Origin of the sequence: Stenotrophomonas sp. NPDC077420, assembly GCF_044543385.1 — a bacterium.
Classification (GTDB): Bacteria; Pseudomonadota; Gammaproteobacteria; order Xanthomonadales; family Xanthomonadaceae; genus Stenotrophomonas.
Genome location: NZ_JBITVZ010000002.1, coordinates 50485 through 74395, shown reverse-complemented (window position 1 = coordinate 74395; position 23911 = coordinate 50485). Strand labels below are relative to the sequence as shown.

Below are 23911 nucleotides of genomic sequence, written 5' to 3'. Positions count from 1 at the left end.
ACGACCAACGGTCGTGACCTACCGGGGACGGCACGGTTGTACGGGTGTACGGACGGGCCGACGGGCAAACGCACGGACGGGTAGGTCACGACCGTTGGTCGTGACGCCGTCAATCCAGCGGCAGCTCGATGTTCACCAGCTTCCACCGCAATCCCTGCCGCTGCAGCACGAACACCACCGGTGCCCCCTGCGGCGTGTGCGTGGTCGCGGTGAATCGTGACGTCGACTCGAACCGGTGGGTGGCCCCTTCCAACGGCCGTGCCGCCCGCGGCGCCGCGTAGGCGTCAGTGCTTTCCAGGTCGTTGCTGGCCCGCTTCCACAGCGTGTGGCCTTCCAGCAGTGCGCCGATCCCGGTCGGGGTGACCATCGCGTCCACCGCCGTGCCGCTCAGCTTCTGCCCCGCAGCGAGCAGCAGCGCACCTACCAGGTTGGACTGCACGTCAGGCCCGGCGCGGCGCACCACGTAATCGTCCATCTGTGCGCGCAGGTTGGCACGCAGCATCGGGAAGTCCACATAGCGGTCCAGCGTCGAGGTATCACGCTGCTCGATGGCCGCAGCCAACCCACGCAGGGTGAGATAGGGCCCGCTGACCAGCCAGCCGGCCAGCAGCAGTACGACCAGGCCCAGCAACAGAAGCAGCTTTTTCATGGCGCCAGCGTGCCGCAGCCCGCGTCAACGCAGGGTAGAGCAACCCAGGCAGCACGCCGGTAGCGCCGGCCGTTGGCCGGCCCACGCGATCCCGACCGCCGGCCGACGGCCGGCGCAACCGGGCGCATCAGAACTCCAGGTCCAGCGCTGCACACAGGTAATCCACGAACGGCCCCAGCGCCACCAGGTCCTTTGCCAGCGTCTGGCGCAGCCTGGGCCCGGTCATGGTGGCATCGTCCAGCGCGCGCCAGAACACCCAGTTGCGGTGCTTCAGGTCGTCGATGAACTCGAAATCCGGCTCGAAGCCACGCGGTGCGCGCACCAGCTTCTCGCTTTCCTCGAAATCGAACTTCTTCCGCAGGGCCGGCGCATGCGCGGCCGCCTTCCAGGCGCCCGGGTTGTCCACGATGAAGTGGCGAATCCTGCGCTGGGTATCCGGCTCCGGGTGCCACAGCCCCGCGCCGACGAAGCTTTCGCCCGGCTGCAGGTGGATATAGAACGACGGCGCCGGCACCTGCCTGCGCCGCTCATGGAACAGGCGCGCACCCTGCCAGGTCTTGTACGGCGACTTGTCATTGGAAAAGCGCGCATCGCGGTAGATGCGGAACAGCGACCCGCCCACCCCGCGCGGGTCGGCACGGAAGTGTCCGCTGACCGCGGCCAGGTCCGGCTGCAGGTCGCTGATCAGGCGCAGGAACGGCTGGCGCACGTGCTCCTCGTACTTCGCCTTGTGGTCGTTGAACCAGGTCTTGTCGTTGTTGCGCGCCAGGCCACGCAGGAACGTGAAGCTGGCGGGGGTGAAATACGTGCTCACAGGCTCTGCTCCAGGTCGGTGCCCCAGTCGCGCAGATGCTGCAACAGGGCGAGTTTGGCCGGGTCGTCGGCCTGTTCGGCCGCCAGCGCCTCCAGCTGCGCGCGGTAGTCGGCGAGGCTCTGCTCACCCAATGCCGCGTCGCCCAGCAGGCGCTGGCGACGGTACGCGTTCCAGCGCCCGCGCTCGCCCGCATCCAGCGTCTGTGGGTGGTTGCGGGCGCGGTAGCGGAACAGCAGCTCGGGCATGCGCGGGTCTTTGAGGCGTTCGGCGAAGCCGGCCAGCTCGGCCGGCGGGCTGGTGCGCAGGCGGGTCATCAATGCCTTGTCGCCGTCGGCAAGGAAGCCGTCATACAGCGAGGCATCCACGTCGCTGACGGTGGCCGCGCGCTCGCCGGCGTAAACCTGCCGTACCTTTTCGACCAGCGCCGGGCCGGCCTCGCGCACCCGCGCGGCATTGGCCTCCACCGCCGCCACGTCGATGCCCAGGCGGGCGTGGTCGGCCGGACGCAGGTGGTTCCAGGCGACCAGCGCCGGCACCTTGTTCAGGTGCACTTCCTTGAGCGGCACGCGCTGTTCGCCTTCGGCCAGGTCGGCGGCGCGGGTGTACAGGCGCGCCGCCAGCGTTTCCGCCGGCAGCGCCAGCAGGCCGTCGATGTCGCCCTCCAGATCGAGCGCGATCACCCGGTTGCCGATGTAGGGGTGGCGTGCGATCGGCAGTACCGGCGCGGCGCACATGCGCTGGGCCGGGTAGCGCATGGAGATGTGCAGCACCGGCTGCAGCGCGTCCACGTCGAGCAGGCTGCCGACGAAGCGCTTGTCACGCAGCTTCAGCGCGTAGTCCCACAAGCGGGGTTGCGCCTGTTTGAACAGGCGTGCCATGCCGATGGTGGCGTGCACGTCGGACAGCGCCTCGTGGGCATCGCCCTGGCGCACATCGTTGGCCAGGGCCAGGTGCTCGAGCTTGAACGAGGTCGCCCCATCTTCGCGCTGCGGCCAGGCAATGCCGTCCGGGCGGAGTGCATGCACCAGGCGCAGCATGTCCAGCAGGTCCCAGCGCGAATTGCCGTTGCGCCACTCGCGTTCGTAGGGGTCGAAGAAGTTGCGGAACAGCCCGTGGCGGACGAACTCGTCGTCGAAGCGCAGCGTGTTGTAGCCCAGGGTGCAGGTGCCGGGGCGCGCCATCAGGTCGTTGATGCGCGCGAACGCCTCGGCTTCGCTCACGCCTGCGGCCAGCGCGTGCTGCGGCGTGATGCCGGTGATCAGCGTGGCGATCGGCGAGGGCAGCAGGTCGTCGGCCGGCTTGACGTAGAAGCTGACCGGTTCGTCGATCATGTTCAGGTCGGCGTCGGTGCGGATCGCGGCGAACTGCGCGATGCGGGTGCGGCGCGGGTCCTGGCCGAAGGTTTCCAGGTCGTAGAACAGGAAGCTGTCGGCCATCAGTGGGCGCCCTCCAGGACCGGCAACTGCGCGTGCACGACCCGTTCCAGCGCCTCCCAGTCGATCCGCTCGAGCGTGTCGTGGCCGGCGGTGGCGTCCTCCAGGATCCTGCGCTGCAGCTCGGTGCGCTGCAGCGCCACCGCGTACGGCGTATGCAGGAAGGTGACCATGGTGTAGTGCGGGACGAAGCGGGTCGGCCAGCGCGCCTGCAGCTGCTGTTCCAGTTCGCGCTGCAGCAGGAACGCCGGGTCGGCCACGCGGTCGCGCATTTCCAGGTAGTTCTCCAGCGCCATCTGCTGGATCGCTTCGGCATTGGGCTTGCGCTCGGCTTCGAACGCGGCGAATGCAGCCGCCAGCGAGTCCTGCTCCTGCAGCTGCCGCGCCAGTGCCACGCAGTCTTCGAACGCGCAGTTCATGCCCTGGCCGTGGAATGGCACCATCGCGTGCGCCGCGTCGCCGAGCAGAACCGCGCGGCCGTGCAGGTGCCACTGGCGCAGGTGCAGGGTGCCGAGCAGGCCGGGGGGGTGTTCTTCCCAGTCGCGGCGCAGGTGGGGGATCAGCGCCAGCGCATCGGGGAAATCGCGCGCGAACAGGGCCTCGGCCTCGGCACCGCTGTTGGTGGTGGCGAAGCTGGGGTTGCCTTCGTTCGGCAGGAACAGGGTGACGGTGAAGGTGCCTTCGTCATTGGGCAGCGCGATGCACATGTAGTTGCCGCGCGGCCAGATATGCAGCGCATTGGCTTCGATGCGGAAGCCGCCGTCGTCGGTGGGCGGGATCTCCAGTTCCTTGTAGGAGTGGTCGAGGAACTCGGTGCGCTCATCCAGCGGGTGTTTGCGGTTCATGGCCGCGCGCAGCGCCGAGCCGGCACCGTCGGCGCCGATCAGCGTATCGAAACGGATGTCGTGCGGGTGGTCGTTGCGGTCGTCGATGAAGCGCGCATAGCCGGCGTCGAAATCCACCGTATGCAGGCGCCGGTGGAAGTGCACCTGCGCGCCGGCGTCTTCGGCCAGCTGCAGCAGGGTGGTGTTGAGGTCCTTGCGGTGGATCGACCAGATCACTTCGCTGTCGTCGCGGCCATAGCGCTGCAACTGCGGTTCGCCCTGGCGCGGATGCACCATGCGCCCGCGCATCATCACTGCCTTGGCCATCACCGCGTCTTCGACCCCGGCCTGGCGCAGCGCGTTGCGCCCGCGTTCGGCCAAGGCCAGGTTGATCGAGCGGCCAGACTCGTAATCGCTGATCCGCGGGTCGCCGCGACGTTCGTACAGGGTGATCCTCCAGCCCTGGCGGGACAGCAGGATGGCCAGCAGGGAGCCGGCCAGTCCAGCGCCGATGATGCTCAGGGAGCGGTGTGCAGATGCGATCAAGTCAGGGTCCACGAAGGGAAGGACGGGCTTACCGGCCGGCCCAGGATTCCACTTCTTCAACGAAGTGGTGCAGGTCAAGGTAACGGTTGTACAGCGGCGTGGGGGAAATCCGGATCACGTCCGGTTCGCGCCAGTCGCCCAGCACGCCCACGCTCTGCAGGTATTCGAACAGGTTGCGGCCACGTTCGCGACCGCCGGCCACGCGCAGCGAAAGCTGGCAGCCACGTCGCTCCGGTTCGGGCGGGGTCAGGACCTCGAGCACCCCGGCCAGGCGGGCGCGGACCAGCGCGTCGAGCAGGCCGGTCAGCTGCAGCGACTTGGCGCGCAGGGCCTCGATGCCGCCTGCCTGGTCGACCACGTCCAGCGCGGCGCGCAGGGGCGCCAGGCCAAGGACCGGCGGGTTGCTCAGCTGCCAGCCTTCGGCGCCCACCGCCGGCACGAACTGCGGGGCCATCTTGAAGCGGGTGGCTTCTTCATGGCCCCACCAGCCGGCAAAGCGCGGCAGGGTGGAATCGCGGTGGTGGCGCTCGTGCACGAAGCAGCCGGCCACGGCACCGGGGCCGCTGTTGAGGTACTTGTAATGGCACCACACGGCGAAGTCCGGCGCGATGTCGTGCAGCTGCAGCGGCACGTTGCCGACCGAGTGGGCCAGGTCGAAGCCGACCCGGGCGCCCTGCAGGCGGGCCATGCGGGTGATCGCGTCCAGGTCGAATACCTGCCCGCTGCGGTACTGGACGCCGGGCCACAGCACCAGCGCCAGGCGCGGGCCATGTTCGGTGATGGCGCGTTCGATGGCGGCCAGCGAGATCGTGCCGTTGGGTTCGTCCGGCTGCACTTCGACCAGGTCGGTGGCCGGGTCGAAGCCATGGAAGCGGATCTGCGATTCCACCGCGTGGCGGTCGGTCGGGAAGGCGCCGGCCTCCATGAGGATCGCCGGGCGCTCCGCGCTGGGCCGATAGAAGCTGACCAGCATCAGGTGCAGGTTCACGCTCAGCGTGTTCATCGCCACCACTTCGGCGGGCAGTGCGCCGACCATCCGCGCCAGCTGCGCGTTGACCAGGCGGTGGTAGCCCAGCCACTGGGTCTCGCCGGTGAAATGGCCCTCGACCGCCAGTGCGCCCCACTTGTCCATGACCTCCTGCACGGCAGCCCTGGCCGCGCGCGGCTGCAGGCCCAGCGAGTTGCCCACGAAATAGGTCTGGTCGCGGTGGTTGTGCTGGGGGAACACGAACTCAGCGCGCAGCGCACGCAGCGGGTCGGCGGCGTCCAGGGCGACGGCATGGGTGCGGCTGAGGAGCTCGGACATGGGGGCGATTGACGTTGTCTGTGAAACGACAGTTTATCTATGTGCCGCGCCTATGGGATGAACCCGACACACGGGTTCATCGGGTTCAGGAGCCCGGCAACGGATCCACGTGCCCGCACGCGTCGCAGGTGCGCAGCGCGATCGAGGCTTCGTATTCCTTGAACACCTTCGGCAGGTCGGTTTCGATGTTTTCCAGGGTGAAGTACTTCTCGTACAGCGTGTGGTTGCAGCGCTCGCAGAACCACATCACGCCGTCCTTCTCATGCGCCTGGCGCTTGCGCTCGACCACCAGGCCGATGCCGCCGGGCGGGCGACGTGGCGAGTGCGGGACCTTGCCCGGCAGCAGGAAGATCTCGCCGGCGCGGATCGGGATGTCGCGCACCTTGCCGTCTTCCTGCACCTTCAGGGTCATTTCCCCTTCCAGCTGGTAGAACCACTCGGGGCCTTCGTCGTAATGGAAATCGGTGCGGCTGTTCGGCCCGCCGACGACCATGATGATGAAGTCGCCGTTCTCGATCATCTTGTTGCCCACCGGCGGCTTGAGCAGGTGGCGGTTTTCGTCGATCCAGCCGAGCAGGTTGATGGGCGAGGGCAGCATGGGCGGTTCCAGGGAAGGGGCGCGGGACGCGTCGGGTCAGTCGCGGCGGCCGCGGCGCGGCACGTGCGCAAGCGCCTTTTCGTAAGCCGGGGCGAGGTCTTCGGGCGCACCGACATCGATGCCCATCTCGCGTACCCGGCCGTCTTTCAGGCTGTAGACCCAGCCATGCACCATCAGTTTCTGCCCACGCGCCCAGGCGTCCTGGACGATGGTGGAGCGGCAGGCGTTGACCACCTGCTCGATCACGTTGAGCTCGCACAGACGCGCGTGCTTGAGCTCCGGATCGTCGATCGCGTCGAGAATGGCCGCGTGCTTCTGCGCGACGTCGCTGACATGGCGCAGCCAGTTGTCGGCCAGGCCGACGCGGGTGTTGTTGAGACTGGCATGCACGCCGCCGCACCCGTAGTGGCCGACGATGAGGATGTGCTTGATCTTGAGCTGGTCCACCGCGTACTGGATCACGCTCAGGCAGTTCAGGTCGGTGTGCACGACCACGTTGGCGATGTTGCGGTGGACGAACACTTCACCGGGCGCCATGCCGATGATCTGGTTGGCCGGCACGCGCGAGTCGGAGCAGCCGATCCACAGGTACTCCGGATGCTGCTGCTTGGCCAGCTGGTGGAAGAACTCGGGGTCTTCCTTCTCGATCCGGTCGGCCCAGTCGCGGTTGTTCTGCAGCAGCTTGTGGATGTCTTTCATCGTTGCGGGGTCCCTGACGTGAGGTGGGGGCAAGGCGCAGCCGGAGGGGCCGCGTCGTCGCGGGAAAGGGGGGTGTCAGCCGCCCGGGGCAGGCGGCTGGCGGACCCGGCGCATCCACTGCGCCAGGTCATCGCAGGCGGGTACGCCGGACGCTTCAAGTGCGTCGATCACCGACACCTGGTTGGCCTCGGGATGGTTCTGGCTCAGCTTGAGCTTGATCTGCACCTGCGTCGGGCGGAAGCGGAAGCCGATGATGCCGCCCAGCAGGCGGGTCTGGCGGGTGTCGTCGCGGTCCAGCCGCCAGTCCCCGCCGACCCCGGCTTCGTTGACCGCGCTGAGCGCGTCCAGCATGTCCATCAGCGCGGCGCGTTCGGTGACCGGTTCCAGCATCCCGCGCAGTTCGGCCGCGGCGTAGTTCCACGTCGGCACGCGACCGGCGCTGTCCTTGTCGGGGTACCAGCCCGGCGACACATAGGCGTGCGGGCCGTGCACCAGCAGCAGGGCCGGCCCGGCGTGGCCGGCCTGCGGGTTGGGCCGGGCCCAGTGGCCCTCGATCACGATGGCCTCGCCGTTGCGGCGGTAGACCACCGGCAGCAGCGTCACCTGCGGCAGGCCGTCGCTGCCGGTGGTGACCAGGGTGACGAAGGCATCGCGGGCCAGCAGCCGGTCGAGCCAGGCCAGGTCGGTCGCCGCGAAGTCCGAGGGAATGAACATCGTCGGCTCAGGCGCGCCGGCCCAGGCTCTGCACCATCTGGCCCTTCAGGCCATCGTCGTGGTCGGCCTGCGGCGGTCGCAGTTCGTGCAGGCTGAAGCCGCGGACCAGTGCGTCTTCTTCGTCCAGGCCATCGAACTCGACGAACTCGGCGTCGAACAGCTGCGAACGCGCGGTGTCTTCGCTGTCGTAGCTCAGGGTGTTGCCATCGCTGTCCAGCACTTCGGCGGTGCCGGCCGGGCGCAGGCGCAGGCGGGCCCAGATCAGGGTGTCGCCCAGGCTGGCCAGCCACCAGGAGTCGCGTACGGCGGAAATATCGTTCATGTCAGTACCATCGAGAGCAGCCAGAGCAGGGCGGCCATGCCCAGTCCGGCCAGCAGGGTGAGTAGCGACAGCCAGGCCGGCGTGGCCAGCCCCGACAGCGAGCGGTCGGGGGTGCCGCGGTAGTCCCGGCCCAGCAGCCAGCGCAGCGCGTCCGGGCGCAGGAAGGCGCCCGGGCCGAAACGGTCGGCCAGGGCAGGGTGGCGGTCGCGGATATGCACCAGCGTCAGCGGCCAGAAGATCACGAAGGCACTGAACCCGGCGATCGCCACGCCGACAAAGCACAGCGCGAAGAACAGGGTCATGTACGTGCCTCCGTGGGTAGGATCAGAACTCGGCGCTGCCCGGTGCGCGCGGGTAGGGGATGGCGTCGCGGATGTTGCCCAGCCCGCACACGTACACCACCAGGCGCTCGAAGCCCAGGCCGAAACCGGCATGCGGCACCGAGCCGTAGCGACGGAAATCGCGGTACCAGCCGTAATGCTCCCGGTCCAGGCCGAACTGCGCCATGCGCGCGTCCAGCACGTCCAGGCGCTCTTCGCGCTGGCTGCCGCCGATGATCTCGCCGATGCCCGGGGCCAGCACGTCCATCGCGGCAACGGTCTTGCCGTCGTCGTTCAGGCGCATGTAGAACGCCTTGATGTGCTCGGGGTAGTTGGTCACCACCACCGGGCGGCCGATGTGTTCTTCGGTCAGCCAGCGCTCGTGCTCGGTCTGCAGGTCCAGGCCCCATTCGACCGGGAAGTCGAACTTCTTTCCAGCGTTCTGCAGCAGCTTCACCGCCTCGGTGTAGTCGATCTGCTCGAACGGCGAGTTGATGAACGCTTCCAGCTTGGCGATCGCGTTCTTGTCCACGCGCTCGGCCAGGAAGGCCAGGTCGTCGCCGCGCTCGTCGAGCACCGCGCGGAACAGATACTTGAGGAACTGCTCGGCCAGGCGCGCGTCTTCGGCCAGGTCGGCGAAGGCGATCTCCGGCTCGATCATCCAGAATTCGGCCAGGTGGCGGGTGGTGTTGGAGTTTTCGGCGCGGAAGGTCGGGCCGAAGGTGTACACCTTGCTCAACGCGAGGCAGTAGGCTTCGACGTTCAGCTGGCCGGACACGGTCAGGAAGGTTTCCTTGCCGAAGAAGTCGCGGCTGAAATCGACGTTGCCCTGGGCATCGCGCGGCAGGTTCACCATGTCCAGCGTGGAGACGCGGAACATCTGGCCGGCGCCTTCGGCGTCGGAGGTGGTGATGATCGGCGTGCTGATCCAGTTGAAGCCATTCTGGTGGAAGAACCGGTGCACGGCCTGGGCCAGGCAGTTGCGGATGCGGGTAACCGCACCGAACAGGTTGGTGCGCGGGCGCAGGTGGGCCACTTCGCGCAGGAACTCGGCGCTCATCGGCTTGGGCTGGATCGGGTAGGTCAGCGGGTCTTCGACCAGGCCGACGATGTCGATGTCGCTGGCCTGGATCTCGAACGACTGGCCTTTGCCCTGGGATTTGACCAGGGTGCCGCGGGCGATCACCGAGCAGCCGGGGGTGAGCGCCTTTACCTCGTCGAAGTTGACCAGGGTGTCATTGGCCACCACCTGGATGGGGGCGAAGCAGGAGCCATCGGTGACGTTGACGAAGGCAAGCGCCGCAGACCCGCGCACCGTGCGCACCCAGCCCCGTACTGTTGCCTCGCCGCCTTCCGGGATCTTCCCGGCAAGCGCATGTTCAACGCTGACCACCGTCATGACTTGAATCCTCTGTTGATCGACTCGATCTCTGAACGAGGAGTTTAACGGTTGCAGCGTTCTGCTTGCGAGGCATTTCTGACTGCGCCGCGGACCTATAATGTGTCGATCCGCTGGAGTTGCCCGTCATGGCTGTCACCCTTACCCCTGTTGCTTTTGAACGCGTGAAGAAGTTCGTCGTCCAGTCCCCGGGCGCGCTCGGGCTGCGTTTCGGCGTGACCCGGACCGGCTGCTCGGGCTGGGGGCATGTGACCGACCTGGCCCGCGACCAGCGCGAGGGCGACACCGTGTTCGAGCAGGAGGGGGTGCGCATCTACGTGGACGCCGACAGCCTGGCGCTGGTGGACGGGACCGAGATCGACTTCGGCAAGCAGGGCCTGAGCGAGACCTTCACGTTCAGGAACCCGAACGCCACCGCCGAATGCGGCTGCGGCGAGAGCTTCACCACCGAGGCCGACAAGGCCTGAGTGCGGCGCCGCAGGTCGGCCGGGCTTGCCTCGCAGGCCCTCTGCTGCAATAATGCGCGGCTTCCTGCCCGTTTTGCGGCAGGACCCTTGCTCCACCGCGTTCACCTGCGGGGGGCTGTCCGGCCCGGAAGGGCCACATCCGAAAGGTATACACACATGAGTCGTCATTACGAAGTCGTGTTCATGGTCCACCCGGACCAGAGCGAGCAGGTCCCGGCCATGATCGAGCGCTACAAGTCGCTGGTCGAAACCGGTAACGGCACCATCCACCGTCTGGAAGACTGGGGCCGCCGCCAGCTGGCCTACCCGATCCAGAACCTGGTCAAGGCACATTACGTGCTGATGAACATCGAAGTGGATCAGGCCGTTCTGTCCGAACTGACCGAAAGCTTCAAGTTCAACGATGCCGTGCTGCGCAACCTGGTGCTGGTCCGCAAGGAAGCCGACACCGAGCAGTCGCTGATCATGAAGAGCAAGGACGAGAAGGGCGACAAGCCCGAGCGTGGCGAGCGTCGTCGTCGTGACGACGAAGAAGGCGAAGCCGCCAACACCGCTGACAACGAAGCCGGCGACGACGCCGCTTCTGCCGCCTAAGGAGCACGCACATGTCCAAGTTCTTCCGTCGCCGCAAGTTCTGCAAGTTCACGGCCGAAGGTGTGAAGGAGATCGACTACAAGGATCTCAACACCCTGCGCCAGTACCTCACCGAGAACGGCAAGATCGTGCCGAGCCGCGTGACCGGTACCAAGTCGAAGTACCAGCGCCAGCTGGCAACGGCCGTCAAGCGCGCCCGTTTCCTGGCCCTGATTCCGTACACCGACAACCACGACGTCTGATGAAGGCGGGCGACCCCGGTCGCCGCTTTCGTAGTCCCCACCGCCCGCGCCGCATGGCAGCGGGCGGTGCCCGGTCTACCGTTCGGATATTCGGACAGCCATCCGCTGCGGGGTCCGCCTCGCTAACGAATACACATATTGGAGCACCACCATGAAGCTGATTCTTCTGCAGAAGGTCACCAACCTCGGCGGTCTGGGCGACCAGGTCGACGTGAAGCCGGGCTACGGCCGCAACTTCCTCGTGCCGCAGGGCAAGGCCGTTCCGGCCACTGCCTCGAACGTTGCCGAATTCGAAGCCAAGCGCGCCGAATACGAAGCCAAGGCCCAGTCGATCCACGCTGATGCCGAAGCCCGCAAGGCCGCGCTGGAAGGCAAGAGCGTCACCATCGCCGCCAACGCGTCGACCGAAGGCAAGCTGTACGGTTCGGTTGGCCCGCGCGACATCGCCGACGCCTTCACCAAGGCCGGCCTGCCGCTGGAAAAGAGCGAAGTCATCCTGGGCGAAGGCGCCTTCCGCAACGTGGGCGAGTTCGAGGTGGTCATCCACCTGCACGCCGACGTCGAAACCACCGTCAAGGTGGTGGTGGAAGCCGAAGCCTGATCCCAGCCGCAAGGCCGTGATCGCTGAAACGGGTGCCCGCAAGGGCGCCCGTTTTTGTTTCCGGCTTTCGATGCCCTGGTACCCCGTCTTCACCGTCTCCCCGCATCACCGGTAGCGCCGACCGTTGGTCGGCCTTGGGAACGCGTCATCGGTCGTTGAAATCCAACGTCAACAGCAAAAGCAACAGCAAACAGCCGGCGTCTCATTGCTGCGTGCAGGGGCGGCCGGCGGGCAGCCCCCTCCGGGACACGCCGTGAACCCCCCTTCGGGGCCCGGCCCAGCCGCCAGCGGCTGTGCGTTCAGTCGCACGCGAGGCAGTGCCTCGCAAGCAGTGCGCCTTCACCCATGGGGGCTTGTCAAAAACATCCATGTTTTTGACAGTCCCTACGGGGGCTACCCGCCGTCCGCCCCCATACAGGGTCGTGTGCGGTTGGGAACGGCAGACACGCATGGCGTGTCCCTACGCCGGCTGCGGCCGGCACCGGCTTTTCCCGTGGCAACGACACACTGCCGAAGGGTTGGCGGGGGTGGGTATGCGGGGGTGTGAGCGGCATGGGTCGGGCGCATGCGCCCGACGGGTTGGGCAGGAGCCCAACCCCGGTCTTGCCGTGTGCGCAGGACAGCGCACACGTGCAAGCCGCGACCAAGCCCCCATGGATGGGTTTACGGCGGCCCCCGCATACCCGCCCCCGCCAGCCCAAGCCAAGGAAACCCTGCAGCCAGCGGCTGTTCGTACAGAACCAACAGCAGCCGGGCAGAGCCCGGCTCTACGACCTTGCACCCTTGGTCGCACAAAGGCTCCGGCTGGCAACAGACGCCCGTGGAACATCGGCACCGTTATACTCGGTCTATCGCGACTGTCCGGAAGCCCACCACGCCATGCGTCTGTCCACGATCAAGCTGTCCGGCTTCAAGTCGTTTGTTGATCCCACCACCCTGCATCTGCCCACCAACATGACCGGCGTGGTCGGGCCCAATGGCTGTGGCAAGTCCAACATCATCGACGCCGTGCGCTGGGTCATGGGCGAAAGCTCGGCCAGCCGCCTGCGTGGCGACTCGCTCACCGACGTCATCTTCTCCGGCTCGTCGGCGCGCAAGCCGGTGTCCCAGGCTACCGTTGAACTGATCTTCGACAACAGCGACCACACCATCACCGGCGAGTACGCCTCGTTCAACGAAATCTCGGTCAAGCGCACGGTCAGCCGCGACGGCAGCAGCAACTACTACCTCAACGGCACCAAGTGCCGCCGCCGCGACATCACCGACCTGTTCCTGGGCACCGGCCTTGGCCCGCGCAGCTACTCCATCATCGAACAGGGCATGATCAGCCAGATCATCGAAGCCCGCCCCGAAGACCTGCGCGTGTATCTGGAAGAGGCCGCCGGCATTTCCAAGTACAAGGAACGCCGCAAGGAAACCGAAACCCGCATCCGCCACACCCGCGAAAACCTCGACCGCCTCAACGACCTGCGCGAGGAGATCGGCAAGCAGCTCGAACACCTCAAGCGCCAGGCCCGCCAGGCCGAGCAGTACCAGGGCCTGCAGGAAGAGCGCCGGGTCAAGGACGCCGAATGGAAGGCGCTGGAGTTCCGCAACCTGGACAGCCGCCTCGGCGGCCTGCGCGACGCCCTGTCGCAGGAAGAAACCCGCCTGCAGCAGCTGATCGCCGAACAGCGCGACGCCGAAGCCCGCATCGAAACCAGCCGCGTGCGCCGCGAAGAAGCCGCCGACGCGCTCAGCACCGCCCAGGCCGAGGTCTACCAGGTCGGCAGCACCCTGGCCCGGCTTGAACAGCAGATCCAGCACCAGCGCGAAATGTCCCAGCGCCTGCACAAGGCCCGCGACGAAACCAGCCAGGCCCTGGCCGAGCTGGGCCAGCACATCAGCGGCGACGAAGCCAAACTGATGGTCCTGCGCGAAGCCGTGGACCTGGCCGAACCGCAGCTGGAACAGCTGCAGGAAGAGAACGAAATCAAGCAGGAAGCCCTGCGCGACGCCGAGGCCAGGCTGGCCGACTGGCAGGCGCGCTGGGAAGCGCATACCCGCACCACCTCCGAAGCTTCGCGTGCCGGCGAAGTCGAACGCACCCGCGTCGACTACCTCGACCGCCAGGTGCTGGAAGCCGATCGCCGCCGTGAAGCGCTCAGCGCCGAACGCGCGGGCCTGGACCTGGACGCACTGGCCGACGCCTTCGAAGAACTGCAACTGCAGCATGAAACCCAGAAGGCCGCCCTCGACGGGCTGACCGAACAGGTCGAGGCCCGCAAGGAGGCCGTCGCCGGCCTGCAGGAGCGCCAGCGCACCGGCCAGACCGAGCTGGCCGACATCCGCAAGCAGGCCCAGGCCGCGCGCGGCCGCCTGTCCTCGCTGGAAACCCTGCAGCAGGCCGCACTGGGGCAGGAGCAGGGCGCCGCCGTGGCGTGGCTCAAGCAGCATGGCCTGGATTCCGGCGCCCGCGTCGGCGAACGCCTGAGCGTGGAAAGCGGCTGGGAAAACGCCGTCGAAAGCGCGCTCGGCCAGCTGATTGAAGGCGTGCTGGTCGACGCCCCGGAAGACCTGGTCGGCGCCCTTGCCGAACTGGGCGACGGGCGCATCGCCCTGGTCTCGGCCGATACCCGCCCCCTGCAGGTCGCCCCGACCTCGCTGGCGGCCAAGGTGCAGGGCCCGACCGCCATCCGCCGCCTGCTGGCCCGCCTGCATGCTGCCGACGACCTGGAACAGGCCCGCGCCCTGCAGGCCACCCTGGCCGACGGCGACTCGGTGATCACCCGCGGCGGCGAACGCCTCGGTGAAGGTTGGGTGCGCGTCTCGCGCTCCGGCGCGGCCAAACAGGGCGCACTGCTGCGCGAGCGCGAAATCGTCAGCCTGCGCGAACAGATCGACAGCCTGCAGGAACGCGAAGCCGAGCTGGAGAACCGCCTGGCCGGCTTCCGCGACCAGTTGCTGGCCGGCGAACAGCAGCGCGAAGACGCCCAGCGCCAGTTGTACCTGGCCCACCGCAGCGTCTCCGAACTCGGTGGCCAGCTGCAGAGCCAGCAGGGCAAGGTCGACGCCGCACGCAACCGCATCGACCGCATCGAAGGCGAGCTCTCGCAGCTGCTGGAAACCCTCGACGCCAGCCGTGAACAGGTCCGCGAAGCGCGCGGCCGCCTGGACGACGCGGTCAACAGCATGGGCGACCTCGAGTCGGTCAAGCAGGCACTGGAAAACGAGCGCCGCCAGCTGGGCGACGCCCGCGACCGTGCCCGTGAGGCCGCGCGCAACGTGCGCGACAGCGCCCATGCGCTGGCCCTCACCCTCGAATCGCAGCGCACCCAGGTGGCCTCGCTGAGCCAGGCGCTGGAGCGCATGAGTACCCAGCGCGGCCAGCTCGACTCGCGCCTGGGTGAACTGCATGCCCAGCTCGACGAAGGCGATTCACCCGTCCACGCGCTCGAAGCCGAACACCAGAACGCACTCGGCGAACGGGTTCGCGCCGACCGCGTGCTCGGCGAAGCGCGCACCCTGCTGGAAAGCATCGACGCTGAACTGCGCACCTTCGAACAGACCCGCCACCAGCGCGACGAGCAGGCCCTGGCCCAGCGCGAGCGCATTTCGCAGCGCAAGCTGGACCAGCAGGCGCTGGTACTCAGCGCCGACCAGCTCACCGCCGCGGTGGAGAAGGCCGGTTTCGTGCTGCAGGATGTGATCAACACACTGCCCGAAGACGCCCGCATCAGCGACTGGGAACAGTCCGTGCACCAGATCGACGGCCGCATGCGCCGGCTCGAGCCGGTCAACCTGGCCGCCATCCAGGAGTACGGCGAGGCCTCGCAGCGCTCGGAGTACCTGGACGCGCAGAACACCGACCTGACCACCGCGCTGGAAACGCTGGAAGATGCCATCCGCAAGATCGACCGCGAAACCCGCGGCCGCTTCAAGGACACCTTCGACCGCGTCAATGCGGGCGTGCAGCAGCTCTATCCGCGCCTGTTCGGCGGTGGCCATGCCTACCTCGAACTGACCGGTGAAGACCTTCTCGACACGGGTGTGACCATCATGGCGCGCCCGCCTGGCAAGCGGGTGTCCAGCATCTCGCTGCTCTCCGGTGGCGAGAAGGCGATGACCGCGGTGGCGCTGGTGTTTGCGATCTTCCAGCTCAACCCGGCACCGTTCTGCCTGCTGGACGAAGTGGATGCGCCATTGGATGAAGCCAACGTCGGCCGCCTGGCCAACATGGTCAAGGAAATGAGCGAGAAGGTGCAGTTCCTGTTCGTCAGCCACAATAAGGCCACGATGGAGGCGGCGCACCAGCTCTCGGGCGTGACCATGCGCGAGCCGGGCGTCAGCCGCCTGGTCAGCGTGGACCTGGAAGAGGCGGCACGATTGGCGGGCGCGGCCTGACGTGCCATGCTTACCTGAACGTATTCAGCAGGAGACCCCTAGAATGTCCGACATGGCACTGCTCCGCATCGGCATCCTGGCCGCTGGCCTGCTGCTGATTGCTGCGATCTTCCTGTTCGGTAGACCGCGCAAGAAGTCGCAGGGCCGCCGCGTGGAAGGTGGTGATGCCACCGGCCAGCGCCGTGAGCCCCTGTTGGGCGAGACCGACCCCGGCAGCGACGCCGCCGCCAGCGACGACGGCGTGACCCAGGCCGAACTGGGCCTGCCCGAGGTGGATGCCCCGGCCAGCGACCTTGGCAAGCGCCCGGTCCAGGATTTCGACAAGATCGTCTCGCTGTTCGTGGCCGCCCGCGCCGGTGAAGTGCTGCGCGGCGAAGACATCGTGGTGGCGGCCGAGAAGACCGGGCTGGTGTTTGGCCACATGAACGTCTTCCACCGCCTGGTGGAAGGCCACCCCGAGCGTGGCCCGATCTTCTCCATGGCCAGCATCATGAAGCCCGGCAGTTTCGACATGGCCACCATCCGCGAGATGGAAACCCCGGCGATCGCCTTCTTCCTGACCCTTCCCGCGCCGCTGACCGCGCTGGATGCCTGGGAAAAGATGCTGCCCACGGTGGAGCGCATGGGCGAACTGCTTGGCGGCCTGGTGCTGGACGACAACCGCGCCACCCTGGGCCGCCAGCGTGTCGCCCACATCCGTGACGAGCTGCGCGCCTACGACCGCCAGCACCAGGCGCCGCCGCTTACGAAAGCGCCCCGTTGGTGAAGCCAGCGAGGCGCGTTGCCGCTAGGCCGTGATGGCCGCGAATGCCGTGCGGAATGCCGCCATCTCCGCTTCGGTGCCAACGCTCACCCGCACCACCTGCGGCCAGATCGGCCAGCTGCGGCCGATCACCACGCCGCGTTCGGCCATCGCCTTGGTGAACGCGCTGCCGTCGCGCTGCACGTCGACCATGAAGCAGTTCGCTTCGCTCGGCAGGCAGCGGAAACCGCGCGCTTCCAGCCACGCCACCGTGGCCTGGCGCACCCGCGTGTTCTGTTCGCGCCGCTGTGCCACCAGGCCCGGTGCGCGCAGGCTGGCCAGGCCAGCCGCCAGCGCGGTGACCGGCAGCGGGTTGTCGCCCAGGCTGGCCAGCTCGCGCAGCCGGTCCGGGTGCGCCGCCGCCACGCCCAGCCGCAGCCCGGCCATGCCGTACAGCTTGGAGAAGGTGCGCAGCACGATCACGTCATCGCGCTGCATCACCTGCGCGATCAGCGACGGTTGCGCACTGAACTGCAGGTAGGCCTCGTCCACCAGCAGCCGGGTCTGCTTCGGCTTGTGCGCCAGCAGCCAGGCGATGTCCGCCGCCGGGGTGATCGAGCCGGTCGGATTATTCGGATTGCACAGATACACCAGGCCGGCATCGACCCGCCGCGCCGCCTCGACCATGGCGTGGACGTCGTGCGCGCCATCGTCCCGCAGGGGTACCTTCACCACCTTGGCGCCGCGCGCGGCGGCCAGGTCGCCCAGGCTCTCGAAGGTCGGGTCGGCCACCACCAACCCGGCGGTGGCCGAGGTCCAGGCCACCGCCGCGCGGCTCAGCGGTTCGCTGGAGCCGGGGAACAGGCGCACGCGGTCGGCGCTCACCCCTTCCTGTTGCGCGAAGGTGTCGCGCAGTTCCCCGGCCAGGGCGAACAGATAGCGCCCGCTGTCGGCCACGATCGCGCGCGCTGCCGCCTGCGCCTCCGGCGCCGGGCCATACGGGCTCTCATTGAAATTGAGCAGCACCGAACCGGCGGGCGCCGCCCGGGTCGGCAGGACCACGCTGGAGGCAGGCGAGGCCGGCGCCAGGCCGATGCCGGACAAGGCCAGCCCGCTACCGGCCAGCTGCAGGAAGGTACGGCGCGAGGCAACGGGCGATGACATGGCGGGAACACCGGGATCAGGACAATGTCCGGAACGCTAGCGCCCGGCGGCGGGGCAGGCAAGCCGTTGCCGACGTGTTTCGTCGGGCTCCGAACCGGCGCGGGCGGATTCTGCGTAAAGCTGACCGATCCAGCCCTGTTCGGCCTAGAATTCACCCCCCTCACAGGATGTCTGCCGCATGCCTTCCAGCCCTGCCCAACGCGCCGAGGCCCTGCGCCGCCAGATCAACGAGGCCGGCAAGGCGTACTACGATCGCGATGAGCAGCTGATTCCCGATGCCGACTACGACCGCCTGGTGCGCGAACTGGAAGCGCTGGAACAGGCCCACCCGGAACTGGTCCAGGCCGATTCGCCGACCCAGCGGGTCGGCGGCAGGGCGGCCTCGCGCTTTGCCGAGGTGCGCCATGCGGTGCCGATGCTGTCGCTGGGCAATGCCTTCAGCGACGTGGAAGTGCAGGATTTCGTGCGGCGCATCGGCGAGCGCCTGCGCCGCGACGCGCTGTTCTTTTCTGCCGAACCCAAACTGGACGGCCTGGCGATCAGCCTGCGCTACGAGGACGGCCGCTTCGTGCAGGGTGCCACCCGCGGCGATGGCAGCACCGGCGAGGACGTCAGCGCCAACCTGCGCCAGATCCAGGTGATTCCGCAGACCCTGCAGGGCAGCGGCTGGCCGCGGGTGCTGGAAGTGCGCGGCGAGGTCTACATGGCCCGCGCCGATTTCGAGGCGTACAACGCCGATGCCCGCCTGCATGAAGGCAAGGTACTGGCCAATCCGCGCAATGCGGCCGCCGGCTCGCTGCGCCAGCTCGACCCGAAACTCAGCGCCCGCCGCAAGCTCAGCTTCTACGCCTACGGCACCGGCGAGGTGCAGGGCGGCGACCTGCCGCCCACCCATTCGGCCACGCTGGCCCAGCTGAAGGCATGGGGTTTTCCGGTCAGCGAACTGTGCCAGGTGGTGGAGGGCAGCGAGGGTCTGCTGGCCTACTACCGCGACATCGGCGAGCGCCGCGACGGGCTGGCCTTCGACATCGATGGCGTGGTCTACAAGCTGGACGACCGCGCCGGGCAGGAGCAGATGGGCTTCGTGTCGCGCGCCCCGCGCTGGGCGATCGCGCACAAGTTCCCGGCACAGGAGCAGACCACCACGGTGGAGGCGATCGAAATCCAGATCGGCCGCACCGGCGCCGCCACCCCGGTCGCGCGCCTGCACCCGGTGGCCGTGGCCGGGGTGATCGTCTCCAATGCGACGCTGCACAACGCCGACCAGATCCAGCGGCTGGACGTGCGGGTGGGCGACACGGTGATCGTGCGCCGCGCCGGCGATGTGATTCCCGAAGTGGTGAGCATCATTGCCGACCGCCGTCCGAAGGGAACCACCCCGTGGACGATGCCCACCCACTGCCCGGTGTGCGGCGCGGAGATCGTGCGCGAGGAAGGCGCGGCCGCGTGGCGCTGCTCGGGCGAGCTCAGCTGCCCGGCGCAGCGCAAGGAAGCCATTGCCCACTTCGCCTCGCGCCGTGCGATGGACATCGACGGGCTGGGCGGCAAGTACATCGAAACGCAGGTCGATGCCGGTATCGTGCGCGGCGTGGCCGACCTGTACCGGCTGACCCGCGACCAGCTGCTGCAGCTGAAGCTGGTGCTCGACGCCGAATCACCGCAGGCGCTGGCCAGCCAGATCGGCGCACACCTGCCGCCGGACGGCAGCGGCCAATATCTTCGCGACGTGCTGGCGCTCGACCCCGCTGACGAACGCTGGCGCGCACGCGCGCTGGCGCTGCCGGCCGCGTTCGCATGGAACACGAAGAAGATCGCCACCAGGTGGGCCGACAACCTGATCGCCGCGATCGATGCCAGCCGCACCACCACCCTGGAGCGCCTGCTGTTCGCGCTGGGGATCGAGCACGTCGGCGAGAGTACCGCCAAGGCCCTGGCCAGCTGGTTCGGCGACCTGGAGCTGATCCGGCACCTGCCGTGGCCGCTGTTCAAGCGCGTGCCCGACATCGGCGGGGAAGTGGCGCGTTCGCTCGGGCATTTCTTCGAACAGCCCGGCAACCAGGAGGCCATCGACGCGCTGCTGCAGGTCGGCCAGGTGCGGATCAGCGACACCCATCCGCCCAGCGCGAAGCTGCGCGATGGCCTGGACTTCGCGCAGCTGCTGGTGGAAGCAGAGATTCCCGGCATCACCCGCCTGCGCGCCGAGAAGCTGACGACCCTGCTGCCGGATGCGGCCAGCGTGCTGGACGCCGAGCCGGTGCAGCTGGTGGCCGCCGGCCTGCCCAACGAGGTGGCGTTGGGTGTGGCCGAGTGGCTGGACCGCGATGGCCACGGACCGATGCTGCTCAAGGCCGACGACTACCGGCGCACCCTGCTGGAGCGGGCCCCGGAACAGGCCGGACAGCAGGCCGGGCCGCTTGACGGCCAGACCGTGGTATTGACCGGCACGCTGGCACAGATGACCCGCGACGAGGCAAAGGAGCGCCTGGAAGCGCTCGGTGCCAGGGTCGCCGGCAGCGTGTCGAAGAAAACCTCGTTCGTAGTGGCGGGGACCGACGCGGGCTCCAAGCTCACCAAGGCCACTGAACTCGGCATCGAGGTCTGGGACGAAGACCGCCTGGTCGCGTATCTCGCGGAACACTGACCTGCCGCCATCCCGCGACCTCGTTCACGACACGGATCGATTCACCATGCAGACCGCTCCCCTCGATTTCCGCCTCGCCACCGTCGCCGACACCGAACTGGTGATCGGCCTGATGCGCGCGTTCTACGCCGAAGACCAGTTGGACTTCGAGGAAGCGCGCGTGCGCCGTGCACTGGCCGCGCTGCTGGAAGACCCGCGCAACGGCGAAGTGCTGCTGTGGCTGTCCGACACCGGTGAGGTGGTCGGGCATGCGGCATTGGCCATGGGCTTCAGCCTGGAACAGGGCGGCCACTACGCGCTGCTGGATGAGCTGTACCTCAGCCATGCCGCGCGTGGACGCGGACGCGGCAAGCAGGCCCTGGCCATCCTCGAGCAGCGCGCCAATGCTCGCGGGGTTGAGCGCATGCGCCTGGAAGTGAACCACCATAACGAGCTGGCCCGCCGTCTGTACCTGGCCACCGGCTATGTGGATGACACCCGCAGCCTGTTGACCCTGCAGCTGGCCAAGCGCCTGCGGGACGCGCGCGGGTGATCGCGGCACTGCGCCAACGCGCCGCATTGAACGCGCTGGTCCGTGCGTTCTTCGCCGAACGCGACGTGCTGGAAGTGGAGACGCCGATCCTGTCGGCGGCCGGCAACACCGAGCCCAACATCGACAGCTTCCATACCCGTTTCAGCGGCCATGTCGATGCCGGCAGCGCGCAGCGCTGGCTGCGCACCTCGCCGGAGTACCCGTTGAAGCGGCTGCTGGCGGCCGGGGTGGGCGACTGTTACGAGCTGGGCCGGGTATTCCGCAATGGCGAGGCCGGCGGCCGCCACAATCCGGAATTCACCATGCTCGAGTGGTACCGGGTGGGCTGGGACCACCACCGCCTGATCGAGGAAACCGCCGCACTGGTGCGTGCGGCGCTGGCGCTGGTGCAGCGCGAGGCGCGGCTGGAGGTGGTGAACTACCGCAGCCTGTACCGGGAACGGGTGGGGGTGGACCCGTTCGACGCGCGGCTGGAGGACCTGCAGGCGCCGTTGGCCGGCGTGCGGATCGCGGCCGACGGCCTGACCCGCGACGATTGGCTGGACCTGCTGATGACCCACTGCATCCAGCCGCAGTTTGCGGACGACTGCATGACCGTGGTGCACGACTGGCCGGCCAGCCAGGCGGCGCTGGCGCGCGTTCGTCCGGGCACGCCGCCGTTGGCCGAACGCTTCGAGTTGTACCTGGGCGCCGTGGAGCTGGCCAACGGCTACCACGAACTGAACGATGCGACCGAACAGCGCAGCCGCTTCGACCGCGACCATGCCGTGCGGCGTGCCCGTGGCGACGTGCTGCCGCCGCTGGATGAACACCTGTTGCAGGCATTGCCGTCACTGCCGGACTGCGCCGGTGTCGCCGTGGGCGTCGACCGGCTGCTGATGGCGATGAACCGCACCGGCCGTATCGCCGACGTGCTCGCGTTCGAGTTCGCCCAGGCCTGAACGCGTTGCCTGCCACCTGCGTGTATTGCGCACACCCCACGATGATGCTCTGATCACACCCGATGTCGGATGGTGTCGACGTAATCGTTCAGTAGCGGCAGGAAGGGTGGTGATGACGCGGGTGCAAGCTGCTGGGCCAATGCCATGGGCAATGACGTGGCGCCTTCCCGCACGGGACGCGCAACGCTGGATGCTGCCCGTGGCCGGACTGCTGCTGTGCGCCGGCCTGCTGCCGGGCGTCGCCTGGGCCGAAAACGGCTACGCAGGACAGGTAGTCCGTTGCCAGTCGCGCGACATGGAATGGGTGCACTGCGACATGCCGGTGGCAGGCGGCGTCGACCTGGTCCGCCAGCTCTCCGACAACAGCTGCGTGCGCGGCTCGGAGTGGGGCACCGATCGCACGGGGGTATGGGTCACCTTGGGCTGCCGGGCGGAGTTCCGCAGTCGCGGCATTGCCCAGGCCACCCCAGGCACCCAACGCAACGTGCGCCGCGTGGTGCGCTGCGAATCCAACGGGCGGCCCACCAGCTGCCCGGTGATGCTGCAGGGTGCGCCGGTGCGGCTGCTGCGCCAGCTGGGTGCCTTGCCGTGTCGTGAAGGACACAGCTGGGGAGTGAAGCGCAATGAGATCTGGGTCACCCGCGGCTGCCAGGGGGATTTCGAGGTCGGCGCTGCCGATGGCAGCGGATTCCTGGACGTCCCGCGCACCCTGGTGTGCGAATCCAAATCCCGCCAGCGCCGGTTCTGTGGCGCCGGGATCAGCAAGGACGCGCGGCTGGTCAAGCAGCTGTCCGGCAGCCCCTGCGAGCAGGGTCGCAGCTGGGGCTGGGATGCGCGCGGGGTGTGGGTCGACGAGGGCTGCCGCGCCGAGTTCCAGGTGAATTGACCCGTTACAATGGGGCGCATGAACGCATCCCCCGACATCGATTACGCCCGCTACGACCACATCCGTCCGATCCTGTGGACCGGTGATTCCCTGCAGCTGCTGGACCAGCGCAAGCTGCCCTTCGTGGTCGAACACATGGAATGCCGTGACAGCGACGCGGTGGCCGAGGCCATCCATGCCTTGACCGTGCGCGGCGCCCCGGCCATCGGCATCGCTGCCGCATGGGGCGTGGTGCTGGCGGCGCAGCAGGTGCAGGCCGACGACGGTGCCCAGGCGCTGGCGAAGCTGGAGCCGGCGCTGCAGCGCCTGAACGCCTCGCGCCCGACCGCGGTGAACCTGGCCTGGGCGCTGGCCCGGATGCGCCGTGCGCTGGCCCCGGCCGGTGCCGACTGGGCGCAGGTGCTGACCGACGAGGCGCAGGCCATCGCCGACGAAGACCTGGCCGCCAACCGCCACATGGGCGCGCTCGGCGCCGGACTGATCGACGCGGGCAGCGGCGTGCTCACCCACTGCAACACCGGCTCGCTGGCGACTGCCGGCTTCGGGACCGCGCTGGGGGTGATCCGCGCGGGCATGGCCCAGCATCGCATTGCCAAGGTGTTTGCCGGCGAAACCCGGCCGTGGCTGCAGGGCGCCCGGCTGACCGTATGGGAACTGCAGCAGGACGGCATCGACGCCACCCTCATCGCCGATTCGGCGGCCTCGCACCTGATGAAGACCGGTGCGGTGCAGTGGGTGATCGTGGGCGCCGACCGCATCTGCGCCAATGGCGATACCGCCAACAAGATCGGCACCTACCAGCTGGCGATCGCCGCCCGCCACCACGGCGTCAGGTTCATGGTGGTGGCCCCGTCCTCCACGGTGGACATGGACACCGCCGACGGCGCGCAGATCGAGATCGAGCAGCGCGATCCGGGCGAACTGTACGGCGTGGGGGGCACCCGCACCGTGGCCGAGGGCATCGCGGCGTGGAACCCGGTGTTCGACGTGACCCCCGGCGAGCTGATCGACGCCATCGTGACCGAAAAGGGCGTGATCCTGAAGCCCACCGTGGCCAACATGCAGGCCGCGTTCGGTTGACCGTCGGCCGGCCA

Annotated in this window: 23 protein-coding genes; 11 read left to right on the top strand and 12 right to left on the bottom strand. The window is 68.2% G+C overall.

What is annotated here, in order from left to right:
• Positions 1-109 precede the first annotated feature (109 nt).
• From ACIGII_RS02380 to asnS, 11 genes are all read right to left on the bottom strand, one after another.
• Positions 110-649: a DUF2939 domain-containing protein gene (locus ACIGII_RS02380; protein WP_399634805.1), complete on the bottom strand. Its 540-nt coding sequence runs from the start codon at positions 647-649 to the stop codon at positions 110-112.
• A 127-nt stretch (positions 650-776) separates the two neighbouring features.
• Complete coding sequence (locus ACIGII_RS02375; protein WP_399634803.1) at positions 777-1463, bottom strand: DUF2461 domain-containing protein; 687 nt, start codon at positions 1461-1463, stop codon at positions 777-779.
• Positions 1460-2899 (bottom strand): exodeoxyribonuclease I, encoded by a 1440-nt coding sequence (gene sbcB, locus ACIGII_RS02370; RefSeq protein ID WP_399634801.1) that lies wholly within the window; start codon positions 2897-2899, stop codon positions 1460-1462. Before sbcB ends, ACIGII_RS02375 begins: the two co-directional genes overlap by 4 nt.
• Positions 2899-4266: an FAD-dependent oxidoreductase gene (locus ACIGII_RS02365; RefSeq protein ID WP_399634799.1), complete on the bottom strand. Its 1368-nt coding sequence runs from the start codon at positions 4264-4266 to the stop codon at positions 2899-2901. The genes sbcB and ACIGII_RS02365 overlap by 1 nt, the downstream gene beginning before the upstream one ends.
• Positions 4267-4294: 28 nt before the next feature.
• Positions 4295-5572 (bottom strand): kynureninase, encoded by a 1278-nt coding sequence (kynU, locus tag ACIGII_RS02360; RefSeq protein ID WP_399634798.1) that lies wholly within the window; start codon positions 5570-5572, stop codon positions 4295-4297.
• Between the two features lie 85 nt (positions 5573-5657).
• Positions 5658-6170: a 3-hydroxyanthranilate 3,4-dioxygenase gene (locus ACIGII_RS02355; protein ID WP_399634796.1), complete on the bottom strand. Its 513-nt coding sequence runs from the start codon at positions 6168-6170 to the stop codon at positions 5658-5660.
• Positions 6171-6206: 36 nt separating this feature from the next.
• Entirely contained in the window at positions 6207-6869 is a 663-nt protein-coding gene (gene can / locus ACIGII_RS02350; RefSeq protein WP_399634794.1) for a carbonate dehydratase, read from the bottom strand.
• 75 nt (positions 6870-6944) lie between these two features.
• Positions 6945-7583, bottom strand: a complete 639-nt coding sequence (locus ACIGII_RS02345) for an FMN-binding negative transcriptional regulator (RefSeq protein WP_399634792.1) — start codon at positions 7581-7583, stop codon at positions 6945-6947.
• Positions 7584-7590: 7 nt separating this feature from the next.
• Entirely contained in the window at positions 7591-7905 is a 315-nt protein-coding gene (locus ACIGII_RS02340; RefSeq protein ID WP_399634791.1) for a hypothetical protein, read from the bottom strand.
• The gene (locus ACIGII_RS02335; RefSeq protein WP_399634789.1) at positions 7902-8207 is read right to left on the bottom strand and encodes a hypothetical protein; all 306 of its coding nucleotides are present in this window, start codon (positions 8205-8207) and stop codon (positions 7902-7904) included. Before ACIGII_RS02335 ends, ACIGII_RS02340 begins: the two co-directional genes overlap by 4 nt.
• Positions 8208-8229: 22 nt before the next feature.
• The gene (gene asnS, locus ACIGII_RS02330; protein ID WP_399634787.1) at positions 8230-9624 is read right to left on the bottom strand and encodes an asparagine--tRNA ligase; all 1395 of its coding nucleotides are present in this window, start codon (positions 9622-9624) and stop codon (positions 8230-8232) included.
• A gap of 128 nt (positions 9625-9752) precedes the next feature.
• Here asnS and ACIGII_RS02325 point away from each other — a divergent pair, with 128 nt between their 5' ends.
• The 6 genes from ACIGII_RS02325 to zipA all read left to right on the top strand — a co-directional run bounded on the left by ACIGII_RS02325 (position 9753) and on the right by zipA (position 16677).
• Positions 9753-10091: a HesB/IscA family protein gene (locus tag ACIGII_RS02325; RefSeq protein ID WP_399634786.1), complete on the top strand. Its 339-nt coding sequence runs from the start codon at positions 9753-9755 to the stop codon at positions 10089-10091.
• Positions 10092-10247: 156 nt separating this feature from the next.
• On the top strand, positions 10248-10685 hold the full coding sequence (gene rpsF / locus ACIGII_RS02320; protein WP_399634784.1) for a 30S ribosomal protein S6: 438 nt from the start codon (positions 10248-10250) through the stop codon (positions 10683-10685).
• A gap of 11 nt (positions 10686-10696) precedes the next feature.
• Positions 10697-10927: a 30S ribosomal protein S18 gene (gene rpsR, locus ACIGII_RS02315; RefSeq protein WP_002804494.1), complete on the top strand. Its 231-nt coding sequence runs from the start codon at positions 10697-10699 to the stop codon at positions 10925-10927.
• Positions 10928-11078: 151 nt separating this feature from the next.
• Positions 11079-11528: a 50S ribosomal protein L9 gene (rplI, locus tag ACIGII_RS02310; protein ID WP_399634782.1), complete on the top strand. Its 450-nt coding sequence runs from the start codon at positions 11079-11081 to the stop codon at positions 11526-11528.
• Positions 11529-12407: 879 nt separating this feature from the next.
• Positions 12408-15911 carry a chromosome segregation protein SMC gene (gene smc / locus ACIGII_RS02305; protein WP_399634780.1) on the top strand — a complete coding sequence of 1168 codons (3504 nt, stop codon included), beginning with the start codon at positions 12408-12410 and terminating at the stop codon, positions 15909-15911.
• A 43-nt stretch (positions 15912-15954) separates the two neighbouring features.
• On the top strand, positions 15955-16677 hold the full coding sequence (zipA, locus tag ACIGII_RS02300; protein WP_399634779.1) for a cell division protein ZipA: 723 nt from the start codon (positions 15955-15957) through the stop codon (positions 16675-16677).
• A 21-nt stretch (positions 16678-16698) separates the two neighbouring features.
• Here zipA and ACIGII_RS02295 read toward each other — a convergent pair whose 3' ends face one another.
• Positions 16699-17817: a pyridoxal phosphate-dependent aminotransferase gene (locus ACIGII_RS02295; RefSeq protein WP_399634777.1), complete on the bottom strand. Its 1119-nt coding sequence runs from the start codon at positions 17815-17817 to the stop codon at positions 16699-16701.
• A 178-nt stretch (positions 17818-17995) separates the two neighbouring features.
• Here ACIGII_RS02295 and ligA point away from each other — a divergent pair, with 178 nt between their 5' ends.
• The 5 genes from ligA (at position 17996) to mtnA (ending at position 23897) form a co-directional block, all read left to right on the top strand.
• Positions 17996-20458: an NAD-dependent DNA ligase LigA gene (ligA, locus tag ACIGII_RS02290; protein WP_399634775.1), complete on the top strand. Its 2463-nt coding sequence runs from the start codon at positions 17996-17998 to the stop codon at positions 20456-20458.
• Positions 20459-20504: 46 nt separating this feature from the next.
• On the top strand, positions 20505-20990 hold the full coding sequence (locus ACIGII_RS02285; RefSeq protein ID WP_399634773.1) for a GNAT family N-acetyltransferase: 486 nt from the start codon (positions 20505-20507) through the stop codon (positions 20988-20990).
• On the top strand, positions 20987-21931 hold the full coding sequence (gene epmA, locus ACIGII_RS02280) for an EF-P lysine aminoacylase EpmA (protein ID WP_399634771.1): 945 nt from the start codon (positions 20987-20989) through the stop codon (positions 21929-21931). The genes ACIGII_RS02285 and epmA overlap by 4 nt, the downstream gene beginning before the upstream one ends.
• 190 nt (positions 21932-22121) lie before the next feature.
• Positions 22122-22817 (top strand): DUF3011 domain-containing protein, encoded by a 696-nt coding sequence (locus ACIGII_RS02275; RefSeq protein ID WP_399635190.1) that lies wholly within the window; start codon positions 22122-22124, stop codon positions 22815-22817.
• A gap of 18 nt (positions 22818-22835) precedes the next feature.
• Positions 22836-23897 (top strand): S-methyl-5-thioribose-1-phosphate isomerase, encoded by a 1062-nt coding sequence (gene mtnA / locus ACIGII_RS02270; RefSeq protein ID WP_399634769.1) that lies wholly within the window; start codon positions 22836-22838, stop codon positions 23895-23897.
• Positions 23898-23911: the final 14 nt, after the last annotated feature.

Excerpts from the sequence above, each read along its gene's own strand:
- ACIGII_RS02380 (WP_399634805.1), bottom strand. The coding sequence starts at position 649 with ATGAAAAAGCTGCTTCTGTTGCTGGGCCTGGTCGTACTGCTGCTGGCC.
- sbcB (WP_399634801.1), bottom strand. The coding sequence starts at position 2,899 with ATGGCCGACAGCTTCCTGTTCTACGACCTGGAAACCTTCGGCCAGGAC.
- kynU (WP_399634798.1), bottom strand. The coding sequence starts at position 5,572 with ATGTCCGAGCTCCTCAGCCGCACCCATGCCGTCGCCCTGGACGCCGCC.
- ACIGII_RS02355 (WP_399634796.1), bottom strand. The coding sequence starts at position 6,170 with ATGCTGCCCTCGCCCATCAACCTGCTCGGCTGGATCGACGAAAACCGC.
- can (WP_399634794.1), bottom strand. The coding sequence starts at position 6,869 with ATGAAAGACATCCACAAGCTGCTGCAGAACAACCGCGACTGGGCCGAC.
- ACIGII_RS02345 (WP_399634792.1), bottom strand. The coding sequence starts at position 7,583 with ATGTTCATTCCCTCGGACTTCGCGGCGACCGACCTGGCCTGGCTCGAC.
- ACIGII_RS02340 (WP_399634791.1), bottom strand. The coding sequence starts at position 7,905 with ATGAACGATATTTCCGCCGTACGCGACTCCTGGTGGCTGGCCAGCCTG.
- ACIGII_RS02335 (WP_399634789.1), bottom strand. The coding sequence starts at position 8,207 with ATGACCCTGTTCTTCGCGCTGTGCTTTGTCGGCGTGGCGATCGCCGGG.
- asnS (WP_399634787.1), bottom strand. The coding sequence starts at position 9,624 with ATGACGGTGGTCAGCGTTGAACATGCGCTTGCCGGGAAGATCCCGGAA.
- ACIGII_RS02325 (WP_399634786.1), top strand. The coding sequence starts at position 9,753 with ATGGCTGTCACCCTTACCCCTGTTGCTTTTGAACGCGTGAAGAAGTTC.
- rpsF (WP_399634784.1), top strand. The coding sequence starts at position 10,248 with ATGAGTCGTCATTACGAAGTCGTGTTCATGGTCCACCCGGACCAGAGC.
- rpsR (WP_002804494.1), top strand. The coding sequence starts at position 10,697 with ATGTCCAAGTTCTTCCGTCGCCGCAAGTTCTGCAAGTTCACGGCCGAA.
- rplI (WP_399634782.1), top strand. The coding sequence starts at position 11,079 with ATGAAGCTGATTCTTCTGCAGAAGGTCACCAACCTCGGCGGTCTGGGC.
- smc (WP_399634780.1), top strand. The coding sequence starts at position 12,408 with ATGCGTCTGTCCACGATCAAGCTGTCCGGCTTCAAGTCGTTTGTTGAT.
- zipA (WP_399634779.1), top strand. The coding sequence starts at position 15,955 with ATGTCCGACATGGCACTGCTCCGCATCGGCATCCTGGCCGCTGGCCTG.
- ACIGII_RS02295 (WP_399634777.1), bottom strand. The coding sequence starts at position 17,817 with ATGTCATCGCCCGTTGCCTCGCGCCGTACCTTCCTGCAGCTGGCCGGT.
- ligA (WP_399634775.1), top strand. The coding sequence starts at position 17,996 with ATGCCTTCCAGCCCTGCCCAACGCGCCGAGGCCCTGCGCCGCCAGATC.
- ACIGII_RS02285 (WP_399634773.1), top strand. The coding sequence starts at position 20,505 with ATGCAGACCGCTCCCCTCGATTTCCGCCTCGCCACCGTCGCCGACACC.
- ACIGII_RS02275 (WP_399635190.1), top strand. The coding sequence starts at position 22,122 with ATGCTGCCCGTGGCCGGACTGCTGCTGTGCGCCGGCCTGCTGCCGGGC.
- mtnA (WP_399634769.1), top strand. The coding sequence starts at position 22,836 with ATGAACGCATCCCCCGACATCGATTACGCCCGCTACGACCACATCCGT.